We start from the raw sequence: 13593 nt of genomic DNA on the forward strand, positions 1-13593 counted from the left end.
GGCCATTGTGCCAGCCCGCACTCCGCCCGGTCAGACGCCGACCGTGCTCTCCGGACCCCGCGACGCCGGAATCGCGCACTCCACCGGATCCCCGGCCTCCCGGACAGCCGCCGCCGCCCGGGCCCGCCGCCGCGCCACCGGAGCCGCCAACGCCGTCAGCACCACGAACGCCCCGATCGTCAGCAGCACGATCGTCGCCCCCGGCGGAACATCCTGGTAGTACGACGTCACCGTCCCCCCGATCGTCACACTCACCCCGATCGCCACCGCGATCGCGAACGTCGCCGCGAAACTCCGGCTCAGCTGCTGCGCCGCCGCCACCGGCACCACCATCAGGGCACTCACCAGCAGCAGACCCACCACCCGCATCGCGACCGTCACCGTCACCGCCGCCGTGACCGCCGTCAGCAGATTCAGCGCCCGCACCGGCAGACCCGTCACCCGCGCGAACTCCTCGTCCTGGCTCACCGCGAACAACTGCCGCCGCAGCCCCACCGTCACCAGCACCACGAACGCCGCCAGAACACAGATCGCCGTCACATCCGACTGGCTCACCGTCGACAGCGAACCGAACAGATACGACGTCAGGTTCGCGTTCGAACCACCCGGCGCGAGATTGATGAACATGACGCCACCCGCCATACCCCCGTAGAACAGCATCGCCAGCGCGATGTCACCCCGCGTCCTGCCGTACCAGCGGATCAGCTCCATCAGCACCGCACCCAGCACCGACACCGCCGTCGCCATCCACACCGGCGACCACGACAGCAGAAAACCCAGCCCCACACCCGTCATCGCCACATGACCGATGCCGTCACCCATCAACGCCTGACGCCGCTGCACCAGATAGATACCGACGGCCGGCGCCGTGATCCCCACCAGCACCGCCGCGAGCAGCGCCCGCTGCATGAACGCGTAATCAAGGATCTCCATCAGCTCAACAGCCCCGTCCGGATCGGCCCGGCGTCGTGCGCCGCGTGCGGATGTACATGGTCATGACCGGGCAGCGCGTGCTGACCCACCGCCCGCGGCGGCGGACCGTCGTGCAGCACACACCCGTCCCGCAACACCACCGCACGGTCGATCAACGGCTCCAGCGGTCCCAGCTCGTGCAGCACCAGCAGCACCGACGCGCCCTGTGCCACCTGGTCACGCAGTGTCGCCGCCAAGACCTCCTGGCTCGCAAGGTCCACTCCCGCCATCGGCTCGTCCATGATCAGCAACTCAGGCTCGGACGCCAGCGCCCGCGCGATCAGCACCCGCTGATGCTGACCCCCCGACAACGCGTTCACCGAGTCCCTCGCCCGGTCCGCCATCCCCACCAGCTCCAGAGCCCGCCGCACCGCCACGTGATCGGCCTTGCGCAGCACACCGAAACGCGCCCGCGACAACCGCCCCGACGCCACGATCTCCGTCACCGTCGCCGGCACACCACCCGCAGCCGTCGTCCGCTGCGGCACGTACCCCACCCGCCGCCAGTCACGGAAACGACGCCGCGGCACCCCGAAGACCTCGATCTCGCCGGCACTCACCGGAACCTGCCCGATGACACTGCGCACGGCCGTCGACTTCCCCGAACCATTCGCTCCCAGCAGCGCCACCACCTCACCGCGGCGCACCGTCAGATCAACACCCCGCAGCACCGGACGCGAACCCAGCTCGGCCCGCACCCCGCGCAACGACACCACCGCCTCACCCGCGGCCCTCATGTCCTCCACCACCGTCACCTCGCCCCCAGAGCCGTCTGCAGCGCCTTCAGGTTCGACCGCATGACCTCCATGTAGTCGTCACCCTTCGACTTGCCGGTGATCCCCTCGATCGGATCGAGGACATCCGCCCGCAGCCCCGCGTCCCGCGCGATCGTCCGGGCCGTCTTGTCACTCACGAGCGTCTCGTAGAACACCGTCGTCACCCCGTCGGCCTTCGCCAGCGTCTCCAGCCCCCGCACCCGCTTCGCGCTCGGCTCCGACTCCGGATCCAGTCCGTTGATGGCCTCCTCCGTCAGCCCGTACCGCTCCGCGAGGTAACCGAACGCGGCGTGCGTGGTGATGAACGTCTTCGTGTCCGTGTGCGCCAGCCCGTCACGGAAGTCCTTGTCCAGCGCGTCGAACTTCTTCCGCAGCGCCGCCATGTTCCTCGCGTAGTCCCCGGCATGCCGCGGATCGGCCTTCTCCAGCCCCTTCGCGACGCCTTCCGCCACCTGACCGAACCGCACCGGGTCCAGCCAGACGTGCGGATCGGCGGCCCCCGCCTCCTCGCCCGCACGGTGATCGTGTTCGGCCGCGTGCCCGCCGACCTCGTTCCCGTGCTTCTCCAGCGTCGTCAGCGACGCCGCGTCGATCTTCGTGCCCACCTCGGACTGGGCGACCGCGTCGTCGACGGCCGGCTGCAGGTTCTTCAGATAGAGGACGGCGTCCGCCTCCTGCAGCTGCGCGGTCTGCCGCGCGCTGATCTCCAGGTCGTGCGGCTCCTGACCGGGCTGCGTCAGATTCGTCACGCTCACATGCGACCCGCCGATCTCCTCGGCCAGGTACTGGAGCGGATAGAACGACGCCACCACGTCGAGCTTCCCCCCGCCCTTGCCGTCGGCCGATGCCGAACCCGAGCAGGCCGAGAGGACCCCGAGACCGAGGGCGGTGGCCACCAGCGCGGCGGACCCGGATATGAGGCGTCGTCGTACGTTCATGACAGTCATTTTCAACAAAGGTGGAAACGATTGTCAATACGCCCGCCGCGCGGACCAATCACAGACCAGCGACAGACCAGCGAGAGGCGAGCGAGAGGCGAGCGAGAGGCGAGCGAGAGGCGAGCGAGAGGCGAGCGACAGAGCACCTACCGCCCGCTCACGCCGCCCCCACCCCCACCAGCACCCCCCTCGAAAACACCCACCAACCGGATGTAACCCCCAGCGAGCCGCCCACCCAGCGAACCGATTTGATACAGAGGTGGGCCACGCCGGTAACCTGAAGCATTCGCTGCCGTCCGTCCGTAATGAAGAGAGCACCGTGGCCGCCGACAAGATCGACACCATCGTCAGCCTGAGCAAGCGCCGTGGCTTCGTTTTCCCCAGTAGTGAGATCTACGGCGGACAGCGTGCCGCCTGGGACTACGGCCCGCTCGGCGTCGAACTCAAGGAGAACATCAAGCGCCAGTGGTGGCGCTACATGGTCACCTCGCGTGAGGACGTCGTCGGTATCGACTCATCGGTGATCCTGGCCACCGAGACCTGGGTCGCCTCCGGACACGTCGCCACCTTCTCGGACCCCCTCACCGAGTGCACCTCCTGTCACAAGCGCTACCGCGCCGACCACCTCGAAGAGGGCTACGAGGCCAAGCACGGCCGCCTCCCCGAGAACGGCCTCGCCGACATCAACTGCCCCAACTGCGGCAACAAGGGCATGTTCACCGAGCCCAAGCAGTTCTCCGGCCTCCTGAGCACCCACCTCGGCCCCACCCAGGACAGCGGCTCCATCGCCTACCTGCGCCCCGAGACCGCCCAGGGCATCTTCACCAACTTCGCCCAGGTACAGACCACCTCGCGCCGCAAACCCCCCTTCGGCATCGCGCAGATGGGCAAGTCCTTCCGCAACGAGATCACCCCCGGCAACTTCATCTTCCGCACCCGCGAGTTCGAACAGATGGAGATGGAATTCTTCGTCAAGCCGGGCGAGGACGAGAAGTGGCAGGAGTACTGGATGCAGGAACGCTGGAACTGGTACACCGGCCTCGGCCTCCGCGAAGAGAACATGCGCTGGTACGAGCACGCCCAGGAGAAGCTCTCCCACTACTCCAAGCGCACCGCCGACATCGAGTACCGCTTCCAGTTCGGCGGCAACGAATGGGGCGAACTCGAAGGCGTCGCCAACCGCACCGACTACGACCTCGGCGCCCACTCCAAGGCCTCCGGCCAGGACCTCTCCTACTTCGACCAGGAAGCCGGAGAGCGCTGGACCCCGTACGTCATCGAACCCGCCGCCGGCGTCGGCCGCGCCATGCTCGCCTTCCTCCTCGACGCCTACATCGAGGACGAAGCCCCCAACGCCAAGGGCAAGATGGAGAAGCGCACCGTCCTGCGCCTCGACCCCCGCCTCTCACCCGTCAAGGTCGCCGTGCTGCCGCTGTCGCGGAACCCGGAGCTCTCGCCCAAGGCGAAGGGACTGGCCACCGCGCTGCGCCAGCACTGGAACATCGAGTTCGACGACGCCGGCGCCATCGGCCGCCGCTACCGCCGCCAGGACGAGATCGGCACCCCCTTCTGCGTCACCGTCGACTTCGACACCCTCGACGACAACGCCGTCACCGTGCGCGAGCGCGACTCCATGAAGCAGGAGCGCGTCTCCCTCGACCAGATCGAGGGCTACCTCGCCAGCCGCCTCGTCGGCTGCTGACCCACGCACCACGCACCACGAAGCCCCCGGCTCCCACCAGGGAACCGGGGGCTTCGCGCCGCCCGGACACGGACCGTCGTCCTCAACGACCCCGCGAACGAGCCGCCGGCCGCCTCAACGGCCCTGCAACGCCTTCACGTTGTCGCCGAACGTCCAGTTCTTCGAACCATCCCAGTTCACCGACCAGGTCATCAGACCCTTCAGACCTGTCCCGTAGTGCTTCCACGCCTGCGACACCAGACTCGGCGCCATGTAACCGCCCCCCGCACCCGACTGCGCGGGCAACCCCGGCACCTGCTTGTCGTACGGCACCTTGACCGTCGTCCCCTGTACCACGAGACCCTTGTTCAGGCAGTCCGTCTGCGCCGTGAACCCCTGCACCGTGCCCGCCGAGTACGAGTCACCGGCACACCCGTACATGCTCCCGTTGTAGTACTGCATGTTCAGCCACCACAGCCGGCCGTTGTCCGCGTACTTCTTCACGATCGGCAGATACGCGCCCCAGATCGACCCGTACGTGATGCTGCCACCCGTCACATACGCCGTCTCCGGCGCCATCGTCAGCCCGAAGTTCGACGGCATCTTCGCCAGCACCCCGTCGATGATCCGGATCAGGTTCGCCTGCGACGCCGACAACTGACCGATGTTCCCGCTGCCCGTCAGCCCCGTCTCGATGTCGATGTCGATCCCGTCGAAGTTGTACTTCTTCAGAATCGGCACGATCGTCGCCACGAAACGGTCCGCGACCGCCGAGGAACTCAGATCGATCCCCGCGGCCGCGCCACCGATCGACATCAGGATCGTCTGCCCCGACGCCTTGGCCGCGCACATCTCGGCGGGCGTCGCGACCTTCACCCCCGCGTCCATCCCGTCCTCCCACAACGCCGTCCCGTCCGAACGGATCACGGGAAACGCCGCGTTGAGCACGTTGTAACCGTGCTGGGCGATCCGCGCGTCGGTGATCGGCGTCCAGCCGAACGGCGGATGCACCCCGTTGGACGAGCCGTCCCAGTTCTCCCAGTAGCCCTGGAGAACCTTGCCGGCCGGACGCGACTTCACGGCACAGGTGTCGGCCGCGGCGGCACTGGGCGCACCGGCCACCGACAACGGGGTCAGGACCGCCGCTGCCAGGGCGACGGCGAGCAGGCGGAGCTTGCGACGAATCATGCGAGGCCTCCCGGTGGGGGGTGCGGTGAGGTGTCGAGCTGTCGTAGGCATGACATTCGCGCGGTCCAGACCATTCGTCAATAGGTCTGGACCAGGGTTTCGGCCGCGCGAGGAGGTGTGGGCTGACAACTAACAGATGACAGCTGACAGATATTGAAATCTGTCAGCTGTCATGCCAAGGTGAAGGAGTACCGCCCCTCCAAGGACCACCAAGGAGCTCTCATGCAAACCCGCCCCCTCGGAACCACCGGCCCCCAGGTCTCCGCCCTCGGCCTCGGCTGCATGGGCATGTCCGCGCTCTATGGGGACGCGGACCGGGCCGAGTCCGTCGCGACGATCCATGCCGCGCTCGAAGCGGGCGTGACCCTGCTCGACACGGGCGATTTCTACGCGATGGGTCACAACGAGATGCTGATCGGGGAGGCGCTGCGTTCGGCGTCGGCGGCGTCGCGTGAGCGGGCGTTGACGAGTGTGAAGTTCGGGGCGTTGCGGGATCCGGACGGGGGCTGGTCGGGGTATGACGGGCGTCCTGCGGCGGTGAAGAATTTCGCCGCCTATTCCTTGCAGCGCCTCGGTGTCGATCATATCGATGTGTACCGGATCGCCCGGGTCGATCCCGGAATTCCCATCGAGGAGACCGTGGGTGCGATCGCGGAGCTGGTGGAGGCCGGGCATGTGCGGCACATCGGGTTGAGCGAGGCCGGCGCGGACTCGATCCGGCGTGCGGCGGCGACGGCGCCGATCTCGGATCTGCAGATCGAGTATTCGCTGATCTCGCGGGGCATCGAGGGGGAGATCCTCGCGGCGACGCGTGAGCTGGGGATCGGGATCACGGCGTACGGGGTGTTGTCGCGCGGGCTGATCTCGGGGCATTTCACGGCGGACCGGCAGTTGGGGGCGAACGACTTCCGGGCGATGAGTCCCCGTTTCCAGGGCGACAATCTGCGGCACAACCTCTCGCTGGTGGACGCGTTGCGGAAGATCGCCGAGCAGAAGGGTGTCAGCGTCGCGCAGATCGCGATCGCGTGGGTGCTGTCGCGGGGCGAGGACATCGTGCCGTTGGTGGGTGCGCGGACCCGGGAGCGGCTCGCGGAGGCGCTGGGCGCTCTGGACGTGACGCTGGACGAGGCGGACCTGGCGGCGATCGAGCGGGCGGTGCCGGTGGACGCGGCCGCCGGTGACCGTTACCCGGCGGCGCAGATGGCACATCTCGACAGCGAGCGCTGACAGTACCGGCAGGTACGGTCTTCGTCATGGCACAGACCGGTGAAGCACTGACGGCGGAGCGCATCCTCGTGGCGACGGAGGAGGTGCTGCGCCGCCATGGCCCGGCCAAGGCGACCGTGGTGGACGTGGCGCGTGCGCTGGGTGTCAGCCACGGCAGTGTCTACCGGCATTTCCGTACGAAGGCGGCGCTGCGGGAGGCGGTCACGAAGCGGTGGCTGGACCGGACGTCGGCGACGCTGGGGGAGATCGCGGGGTCGGCCGCGCACCCGGCTCCGGTGGCTCTGGAGCACTGGCTGGGCGCGCTGTTCACGGCGAAGCGGCACAAGGCGGGGGACGATCCGGAGCTGTTCGCGACGTACACGGTGCTGCTCGGTGAGGCGAGCGCGGTGGTGGAGGAGCACATCGCGGAGCTGGTGGAGCAGGTGACGCAGATCGTGTTCCGGGGTGTTCAGGAGGGCGATTTCTCGTCGGTGGACGGTGATTCGGCGGCGACGGCGCGTGCGGTGTTCGACGCGACGGGCCGTTTTCACGATCCGGCGTACGCGGGTGAGTGGGAGCAGCCGGGGATCGAGGCGGAGTTCGTGGCGGTGGTCCGTCTGCTGTTGCGTGGTCTGCGTCGTCGTATCGACTGAGGTCGCTCGCCCGGGGTGCCCGGGACGGTGGTGGTGGACCCCGGCGGGGTGGACTCGCCGGGGTTTCAGTTTTCCTTGGGGTCGACGGTCGCCTGGTGGGCTTCGGCGAGGTGTTCCTCGGCTTTGAGCCAGGGGAGGAACTGGGCGTTCTTGCGCCAGCCGCAGGTGTCGCATCGGATGGTGCGTTGGACGCCGGTGCGTTGGACGCGGACGGTGTGTTCGCGGCCGTGCTGGTCCCAGCGGCTCACTTTGCTCTGGTTGATCTGCAGCATGACACCTCCTGGTGGACCGTTTCGTCTGCGGTAGGAGTGTGCAGCATCGGGAAGATCAACGGGGGCTGTCGGGCGGTGAGTTCGGTGGTGGGGGTGGTCGGTCAGGAGGGTGCGAGGTGTCCTTCGGCGGCTTCGACGGCGGCGGTGGTGACGTTGACCTGGTGTTCTATCTGGTGGTCGACGGGGACCCAGGTGGCGGTGAAACTCGCGGAGTAGGCGGCGCACCAGCGTGTGATGAGGGCTTCCAGTTCGGTGCGTTGGGGTGCGGTGGCGGGGGTGGGGGCGTGTTCGTCGAGGAGGCGCAGGAGCATGGCGGCGGCCCGGAGCGGGGTGCGGCGGGCGAAGCCCTCGATGCTGGCGGTGCGGGCGCGGGTGAGGTCGGGCAGCGGGGTGTAGGTGGGGTGGGCGGGGTCCCAGCTGTCGGCGAGGGCGCCGCAGACGCGGAGGGTTTCGGCGATGGCGCGGCGGATGCTGAAGGCGGGGTCCGGGCCGGGTGGGGGGAGGTGGGGGCGGGCGCGTTCGTAGTGGGTGCGGGTGGTGTGGGTGTGGGCGCGCAGGCGTTCGGCCCAGTGGCGCAGGCGTTGTTCGGGGGCGGGGTCGGGGGTGAGGTCGGCGAAGCGGGGGGCGGCCCAGACGGGGACTTCGATGACGGCGGTGACGCCTCCGTAGGCGTGGGGGGCGAGCCAGGTGGAGTGGTGGGCGTTCTCGGGGAAGGCGGTGGGGCGTTCGGGGGCTCCGGGGGGTGGGAGGACGAAGACGCCGGGGGCGGTGGCGGGCCAGTGGAGGGCGTCCAGGGGGGCGTTCTCGACGGGGATGGAGAGGCGTTCGGCGGAGGTGGTGAGGGTGCGGTCGAGGCCGGGGACGTCGCGGGTGAGTTGGGCGAAGGTGCCGCCGATGTCGGTGCTGTGGAGGGTGATCTGGACGTAGGGGCGGATGCGGCGGATGACGTCGAGGAGGGCGCGGCTCTCGGGGAGGTAGCGGGGGCGGGGGAGTGCGGGTGCCCATTCGGGTTGTTCGTCGGGGGCGGGGCGGAAGAAGTGGCGGTACTGGTCGAGGAGGGTGGCGGCGTGGTGGCCGCCTTCGTTGAGGCGGGCTCCGTCGGGGTCGAGGCACAGCACGAGGTGCCATACGGTTCCGGGGTGTTCGCCGGCCAGTGCCCGGTGGGCCAGCGCGAGGAGGGTGCCGCCGCCGACGTATTCGTTGGGGTGGGCGCCCGCGACCACGAGGGCGTGCCGTGGGCCTCTTCCGACGCTGAGCATCCGTAGGGGGGTGCCGCGGCGGGAGTGGCCGATCGTGGTGAGCCGGCATCTGTCGGGGTGCCGGGTCGCGAGGGCCTTGGCGGTGCGGGTGACGTCGGCGGGTGTGGGGTAGTTCAGTGTCCGGTTCCGCCGGTGCCCGTGGTGGGCCTCTGGTCCGGTGTGCGGATCTTGGTGTGGGCCACGGGGCCTCCTCGGATCGCGGAGCGGTCGACGGGGGCGTGCGGCTGGGCGGTCGCCGGGCGCGGGTCCGTTCGACTTCAGTGCGACTCAGTACGACATGGTGTGCGGGGAGTGTCAACAGCCCCTGGGGAATGGGTAGTTGGCGGCATGACGGGTGCATGTGCCGGTGGCCGCGCGGGCGGTGGGCGAGGGGTGTGCGGGGGTGTTGCCCGGGGTGGCCGGGCGGGGGTGCGGGGTCAGGCGATGGTGCGGGGGAGTCGCAGGCTGAGCGCGGTGGTGAGGGCGATGCCGGCGAGTTGGACGAGGAGGGTGGTGACGAGGGCGTCCCGGGTGCCGTGGGTGGGGGCGAGGGACAGGAACAGGGTGCCGAGGGTGGCGACGCCGACGGCGAGGGAGGCCTGCTGGGTGGTGGCCATCACGCCGCTGCCGACGCCGGCGCGGGTGGCGGGGATCTCGGAGAGGACGATCCGGATGAGGACGGGCAGCTGGAGTGCCTGTCCGGCTCCGGCGACGGCCGCTCCGGGGAGGAGTTGCCACACGCCGAGGTCGGGCCAGGAGCGTGAGGCGGCGAGGGCGATGAGGGCGACGCCGATGCCCTGGAGGATTCCGCCGGCGGTGACGACGCGGGTGCCGTAGCGGGCGATCAGCCGGGGGCCGCACAGGGAGGTGACGAAGAAGACGACGGCGAGTGGGGCGAGGGCGAGTCCGGCGGCGACGGGGCCGAGGCCTTCGCCCTGTTGGAGGGCGACCGCGATGACGAACATGAAGCCGCTGAAGCCGATGGAGAACGGCACGATCATGATCAGGCCGCGGCGCAGCGAGGTGATCCGGAACAGGCTGGGCGGGACGAGCGGGGTGCGGCCGTTGCGGTCGGCGTGGCGTTCGACGAGGTAGAAGGCGGTGGCGGCGAGGGGGAACAGGGCGAGGGAGAGCCAGGTCCACAGGGGCCAGCCGGCGGCGCGGCCCTCGGTGAGGGGGGCGAGGAGGGCCAGCAGGGCGACGGCGAGGAGGACGGTGCCGGGGGCGTCGACGGGCTCGGGGCGCCGGGAGCGGGTCTCGGGGACGGCGCGGGCGGCGAGGAACAGGCCGAGGACGACGACGGGCACGTTGACGAGGAAGACGGAGCGCCAGCTGCTGCCGGCGATGTCGGCGGCGACGAGGACGCCGCCGAGGATCTGTCCGGCGATCATGGACAGGCCGGCGGTGGCGCCGTACAGGCCCATGGCCTTGGCGCGGCGGGGTCCGGCGGTGGCGGCCTGGATGGTGGCGAGGACCTGGGGCAGCATCGCGGCGGCCGCGGCGCCCTGGGCGACGCGGGCGGCGACGAGGGTCCAGGCGGTGGGGGCGAGTCCGCAGGCGAGGGAGGTGAGGCCGAAGGCGGCCATGCCGCCGAGGAAGAACCGGCGGCGGCCGAAGAGGTCGCCGAGGCGTCCGCCGAGGACGAGGAGGACGGCGTAGGCGACTCCGTAGCCGGCGACGACGAGTTCGAGGACGGACTCGCTCGCGTGCAGGTCGTGGCCGATGGTCGGGAGGGCCACGTTGACGATGAAGAAGTCGATCAGGGGCAGGGCCGCTCCGAGCAGCACGGTGAAGAGTCCGAGGCCGCCGAGGGCGGGTGGGGCGGCGGGGGCGCGGGCGGTGGTCGTGAGGGTTCCGGTTTCGGTCACGTCCTCCAGGGTTCTCCCGGTCTCAGGCTGGTACCAGAGTCTTCTTATCCTGGTAGAAGGAGTACCTGGCAACAGGCTGCGGTGAGCGGCAGGCTGGAGGCATGACGACGATGGCACGGGACGCGACCACGGGTTCGGCGGGGGCACGGTCCACCGGGGTGGCCCGGGTGCCGGGCGGAGTCGCCCCTGTTCCTGCGGATCCCGCCGGCAGCGTCGAGGGCGTTCCCGGGCAGGCGGTGTCGTCGGGTGCCGCGGCGGGGCGGGGCAGCGAGATCCGGCGGCACGAGCTGGCGACGTTCCTGCGCAGCCGCCGTGAGCGCATCACGCCGGAGCAGGTGGGGCTGCCCCGGGGGCGTCGGCGGCGCACTCCGGGGCTGCGCCGCGAGGAGGTCGCGCAGCTCTCGGCGGTGGGGGTCACCTGGTACACGTGGCTGGAGCAGGCGCGGGACATCCAGGTGTCCGAGCAGGTTCTCGACGCGCTGGCGCGGACGCTGCTCCTGGACGCCGGTGAACGCGCGCATCTCTTCCAGCTGGCCGGTGCCGTGGATCCGTCGCCGGCCGCGCAGTGCTCGGGGATCACGCCGGCGCTGCGTCTGATGCTGCGGCAGCTGGAGCCCGTACCGGCGTGCATCCAGAACAGCCGCTACGACATCCTGGCGTACAACCGCACGTACGCCCGGCTGATGATGCGGGACCTCGACACGGTGCCGCCCGCGGACCGCAACTGTCTGGTGCTCGCGTACACGAACGCGGAGTGGCGCGAGTCGATCGTCTTCCTGGACGAGGCGATGCGGTTGATGGCGGCGCGGCTGCGGGTGTCGATGGCCGGGCATCTGGGGGAGCCGGCCTGGAAGATGCTGGTGAAGCGGCTGCGGACGGAGTCGGCGGAGTTCCGCGAGATCTGGGAGCGGTACGAGGTGGTGAGCGCGCGCGGCAAGACGAAGCAGTTCGTCAGCCCGTACGTCGGTCTCGTCACGGTCGATCACACCGACCTGTGGCTGGCGCCCGCGCAGGGCGCCCGCATGGTGACGTATCCGCCGGCCGACGAGCAGAGCCGTCAGCGCCTGGAGCGGCTCCACGCGATCGCCCTGGAGGCGGAGGCGGGGGAGGCGGGGGAGGCCGGAGCCGCCTGACGGTGAGGCGCGGCCCGACCACTGCCGACCTGCGCCGCCCAGGACGGTGAACGGCCCGGGCGCCACCGGCCCGAGCCGCTCGCTGTCTGAGCCCCTTGCCGTCCGGCCCCTCGCTGTCCGGGCCTCGTGCTCTCCGGGGTGGGGTCAGGCGGCCGTGCTGTCCTGGGCCCGGACGCCCACCGGTTCCGCCACCTCCGGCGCCTCCAGCAGGCGGGCGGTGCGGTCGGCGGTGCCGCGGGCCCAGCGTCCGCTGGTGAGCGCGCCGAGGACGAGGACGGCGAGGCCGCAGGCGGTGATGATCCACCAGCCGGGGCGGGCCGCGGAGACGAACGTGGCGCGGTAGGCGGAGGCATGGATGCCGGAGGCGAGGGCCGCGCCGATGACGGCGACACCGAGGGTGCCGCCGATCTGGCGGCTGGTGGAGGCGACGGCCGCGGCGACGCCGGCCTGGGTGCGGGGCATGCCGGAGACGGCGGTGTTGGTGATGGGGGCGTTGACGAAGCCGAAGCCGAGGCCGAAGAAGACGTAGCCGATGACGAGCGTGACGTTCGACGTCTCGGCCTCGAAGGCGGCGAACAGGACGCCGCTGATGGTCATGGCGACGCCGGCGATCAGCAGGGACATGCGGGGGCCGCGGCTGCCGACGAGGCGTCCGGAGACGGGCGCGCAGACGAAGCAGAGGGCGGCCATCGGGAGCATCCACAGGCCGGCGTGCAGGGCGTCGAGGCCGCGGACGTTCTGCAGGTAGAGCGTCGACAGGAACAGGAAGCCGCTGAGGGCGGCGAACGCGCTGACCGCGATGACGGTCGCGCCGCTGAACGGGGCCGAGCGGAAGAAGCGCAGGTCGATGAGGGGTTCGTCGCGGCGGGGCTCGTACCACAGGAGGCCGAGCAGGGCGGCGAGGGCGATCGCGCCGAAGGCGAGGGTGTGGGCGAGGCCGGAGGTGGGCGCCTCGATGATCGCGTAGGTGAGGGAGCCGAGGAGCGCGATGACGAGGAGCTGGCCGACCGGGTCGGGGCGGCGGGCCTTGGGGGCGCGGGACTCGGGGACGAAGCGCAGGGTCAGCAGGAGGGCGGCGAGGCCGACGGGCAGGTTGATCCAGAAGATGGAGCGCCAGCCGACGGTGTCGACGAGCAGTCCGCCGACGAGGGGGCCCGCGGCCATCGAGATGCCGACGACGGCGCCCCACACGCCGATCGCGCGGGCGCGTTCGCGGGGGTCGGTGAAGGTGTTCGTGATGATCGACATCGCGACGGGGTTGAGCATCGAGCCGCCGACGGCCTGGATCATCCGGAAGACGATGAGGGTGTCGAGGCTCGGGGCCAGGGAGCAGAGCACCGAGCCGATGGTGAACAGGACGAGGCCCGCCATGAAGACCTTGCGGCGGCCGATGCGGTCGGCGGTGGAGCCCGCGAGCATCAGCAGGGAGGCCAGCACCAGGGTGTACGCGTCGATCGTCCATTGCATGCCCGCGACGCTCGCGTGCAGTTCCCTCTGCATCGAGGGGAGGGCGACGTTCAGGATGGTGACGTCGAGGCTCACGATCAGCAGACTCATGCAGCAGATCGCGAGCACCAGCATGCGGTGGCGGTGGCTGAGCTCAGGCATTCCGTCAGCGTACGCCGACGTCGATAGTGTGTCTAACTAATGACCTCTACACGATCTTCT

The 13593-nt window shown here is 70.2% G+C and carries 12 protein-coding genes; 4 read left to right on the forward strand and 8 right to left on the reverse strand.

Annotation, left to right across the window (positions count from 1 at the left end):
* Window positions 1–30: 30 nt before the first annotated feature.
* The 3 genes from OG406_RS26765 to OG406_RS26775 are packed head-to-tail and all read right to left on the reverse strand — an operon-like array spanning window position 31 to window position 2686.
* Window positions 31–933 (reverse strand): metal ABC transporter permease, encoded by a 903-nt coding sequence (locus OG406_RS26765; protein ID WP_164370846.1) that lies wholly within the window; start codon window positions 931–933, stop codon window positions 31–33.
* Entirely contained in the window at window positions 933–1709 is a 777-nt protein-coding gene (locus tag OG406_RS26770; protein WP_266619972.1) for a metal ABC transporter ATP-binding protein, read from the reverse strand. Before OG406_RS26770 ends, OG406_RS26765 begins: the two co-directional genes overlap by 1 nt.
* A gap of 14 nt (window positions 1710–1723) precedes the next feature.
* Entirely contained in the window at window positions 1724–2686 is a 963-nt protein-coding gene (locus OG406_RS26775) for a metal ABC transporter substrate-binding protein (protein WP_329188179.1), read from the reverse strand.
* A 319-nt stretch (window positions 2687–3005) separates the two neighbouring features.
* Between OG406_RS26775 and OG406_RS26780 the strand changes: the two genes are divergently transcribed.
* A complete protein-coding gene (locus tag OG406_RS26780) occupies window positions 3006–4388 on the forward strand; it encodes a glycine--tRNA ligase (RefSeq protein ID WP_081217177.1) in 1383 nt (460 codons plus the stop codon).
* Between the two features lie 114 nt (window positions 4389–4502).
* On the opposite strand, the gene OG406_RS26785 is transcribed toward OG406_RS26780, so the two are convergent.
* Window positions 4503–5555: a chitinase gene (locus OG406_RS26785; protein ID WP_329188181.1), complete on the reverse strand. Its 1053-nt coding sequence runs from the start codon at window positions 5553–5555 to the stop codon at window positions 4503–4505.
* Between the two features lie 222 nt (window positions 5556–5777).
* Between OG406_RS26785 and OG406_RS26790 the strand changes: the two genes are divergently transcribed.
* Together OG406_RS26790 and OG406_RS26795 are read left to right on the forward strand one after the other, a co-directional pair.
* Window positions 5778–6782: an aldo/keto reductase gene (locus OG406_RS26790; protein ID WP_164370843.1), complete on the forward strand. Its 1005-nt coding sequence runs from the start codon at window positions 5778–5780 to the stop codon at window positions 6780–6782.
* 26 nt (window positions 6783–6808) lie between these two features.
* Window positions 6809–7414: a TetR family transcriptional regulator gene (locus OG406_RS26795; protein WP_081217174.1), complete on the forward strand. Its 606-nt coding sequence runs from the start codon at window positions 6809–6811 to the stop codon at window positions 7412–7414.
* Between the two features lie 65 nt (window positions 7415–7479).
* Here the strand turns inward: OG406_RS26795 and OG406_RS26800 are convergent, their stop codons facing one another.
* From OG406_RS26800 to OG406_RS26810, 3 genes are all read right to left on the reverse strand, one after another.
* The gene (locus OG406_RS26800; RefSeq protein ID WP_081217173.1) at window positions 7480–7686 is read right to left on the reverse strand and encodes a hypothetical protein; all 207 of its coding nucleotides are present in this window, start codon (window positions 7684–7686) and stop codon (window positions 7480–7482) included.
* Window positions 7687–7787: 101 nt separating this feature from the next.
* Complete coding sequence (locus OG406_RS26805) at window positions 7788–9062, reverse strand: M14 family zinc carboxypeptidase (RefSeq protein ID WP_267051617.1); 1275 nt, start codon at window positions 9060–9062, stop codon at window positions 7788–7790.
* A gap of 299 nt (window positions 9063–9361) precedes the next feature.
* Window positions 9362–10792, reverse strand: a complete 1431-nt coding sequence (locus OG406_RS26810) for an MFS transporter (RefSeq protein ID WP_329188182.1) — start codon at window positions 10790–10792, stop codon at window positions 9362–9364.
* A gap of 101 nt (window positions 10793–10893) precedes the next feature.
* Between OG406_RS26810 and OG406_RS26815 the strand changes: the two genes are divergently transcribed.
* Window positions 10894–11925, forward strand: coding sequence for a helix-turn-helix transcriptional regulator (locus tag OG406_RS26815; protein ID WP_443067107.1), 1032 nt, complete (start codon window positions 10894–10896; stop codon window positions 11923–11925).
* Between the two features lie 144 nt (window positions 11926–12069).
* Here OG406_RS26815 and OG406_RS26820 read toward each other — a convergent pair whose 3' ends face one another.
* Window positions 12070–13533, reverse strand: a complete 1464-nt coding sequence (locus tag OG406_RS26820; protein WP_326843233.1) for an MFS transporter — start codon at window positions 13531–13533, stop codon at window positions 12070–12072.
* Window positions 13534–13593 lie beyond the last annotated feature (60 nt).

The sequence above is a fragment of the Streptomyces sp. NBC_01428 genome, from assembly GCF_036231965.1.
Lineage (GTDB): Bacteria > Actinomycetota > Actinomycetes > Streptomycetales > Streptomycetaceae > Streptomyces.

What these genes read in the sequence shown, in the direction of transcription:
- OG406_RS26775 (WP_329188179.1), bottom strand. Translation starts at nt 2,686, where the DNA reads ATGAACGTACGACGACGCCTCATATCCGGGTCCGCCGCGCTGGTGGCC.
- OG406_RS26765 (WP_164370846.1), bottom strand. Translation starts at nt 933, where the DNA reads ATGGAGATCCTTGATTACGCGTTCATGCAGCGGGCGCTGCTCGCGGCG.
- OG406_RS26795 (WP_081217174.1), top strand. Translation starts at nt 6,809, where the DNA reads ATGGCACAGACCGGTGAAGCACTGACGGCGGAGCGCATCCTCGTGGCG.
- OG406_RS26800 (WP_081217173.1), bottom strand. Translation starts at nt 7,686, where the DNA reads ATGCTGCAGATCAACCAGAGCAAAGTGAGCCGCTGGGACCAGCACGGC.
- OG406_RS26770 (WP_266619972.1), bottom strand. Translation starts at nt 1,709, where the DNA reads ATGAGGGCCGCGGGTGAGGCGGTGGTGTCGTTGCGCGGGGTGCGGGCC.
- OG406_RS26820 (WP_326843233.1), bottom strand. Translation starts at nt 13,533, where the DNA reads ATGCCTGAGCTCAGCCACCGCCACCGCATGCTGGTGCTCGCGATCTGC.
- OG406_RS26815 (WP_443067107.1), top strand. Translation starts at nt 10,894, where the DNA reads ATGACGACGATGGCACGGGACGCGACCACGGGTTCGGCGGGGGCACGG.
- OG406_RS26785 (WP_329188181.1), bottom strand. Translation starts at nt 5,555, where the DNA reads ATGATTCGTCGCAAGCTCCGCCTGCTCGCCGTCGCCCTGGCAGCGGCG.
- OG406_RS26790 (WP_164370843.1), top strand. Translation starts at nt 5,778, where the DNA reads ATGCAAACCCGCCCCCTCGGAACCACCGGCCCCCAGGTCTCCGCCCTC.